The following is a 1,301-nucleotide window of genomic DNA, read 5'->3' as shown; positions in this document are numbered from 1 at the left end:
GGCAACGATTGCCGATACGAGTTCCCCTACTACAGGAGTGACGGTAGCGGCAGGCGATACGGTCACTTTACGATGGACAATCAGCAACGGAAGCTGTACCGATAGTACGGATGATGTGGTACTGACCAACGATGCGTTGCCTACGACAGCAGCAGCAGGCACCGACCAAACCCAATGTAACACCCCAGGGTTTACCATGGCAGCCAATACGCCTACGGTAGGTACAGGAATATGGAGTATTGTCAGTGGAACGGCAACGATTGCCGATACGAGTTCCCCTACTACAGGAGTGACGGTAGCGGCAGGCGATACGGTGACTTTACGATGGACGATCAGCAACGGAAGCTGTACCGATAGTACGGACGATGTGGTACTGACCAACGATGCGTTGCCTACGACAGCGGCAGCAGGCACCGACCAAACCCAATGTAACACCTCAGGCTTTACCATGGCAGCCAATACGCCTACGGTAGGTACAGGAATATGGAGTATTGTCAGTGGAACGGCAACGATTGCCGATACGAGTTCCCCTACTACAGGAGTGACGGTAGCGGCAGGCGATACGGTGACTTTACGATGGACGATCAGCAACGGAAGCTGTACCGATAGTACAGACGATGTGGTACTGACCAACGATGCGTTGCCTACAACAGCGGCAGCAGGCACCGACCAAACCCAATGTAACACCTCAAGCTTTACCATGGCAGCCAATACGCCTACGGTAGGTACAGGAATATGGAGTATTGTCAGTGGAGCGGCAACGATTGCCGATACGAGTTCCCCGACTACAGGAGTGACGGTAGCGGCAGGCGATACGGTGACTTTACGATGGACGATCAGCAACGGAAGCTGTACCGATAGTACAGACGATGTGGTACTGACCAACGATGCGTTGCCTACGACAGCGGCAGCAGGCACCGACCAAACCCAATGTAACACCCCAGGGTTTACCATGGCAGCCAATACGCCTACGGTAGGTACAGGAATATGGAGTATTGTCAGTGGAACGGCAACGATTGCCGATACGAGTTCCCCTACTACAGGAGTGACGGTAGCGGCAGGCGATACGGTGACTTTACGATGGACGATCAGCAACGGAAGCTGTACCGATAGTACAGACGATGTGGTACTGACCAACGATGCGTTGCCTACGACAGCGGCAGCAGGCACCGACCAAACCCAATGTAACACCCCAGGGTTTACCATGGCAGCCAATACGCCTACGGTAGGTACAGGAATATGGAGTATTGTCAGTGGAACGGCAACGATTGCCGATACGAGTTCCCCTACTACAGGAGTGA

1 pseudogene is annotated in these 1,301 nt (G+C 53.7%); it reads left to right on the top strand.

The features are described from left to right. Positions 1–1,301, top strand: a pseudogene (locus tag SLH33_RS12905) (hypothetical protein); the annotation flags it as partial.

The sequence above is a fragment of the Tenacibaculum sp. IB213877 genome, from assembly GCF_034043975.1.
Taxonomy (GTDB): Bacteria; Bacteroidota; Bacteroidia; order Flavobacteriales; family Flavobacteriaceae; genus Polaribacter.
This window is presented reverse-complemented; position numbering and strand designations above follow the sequence as displayed.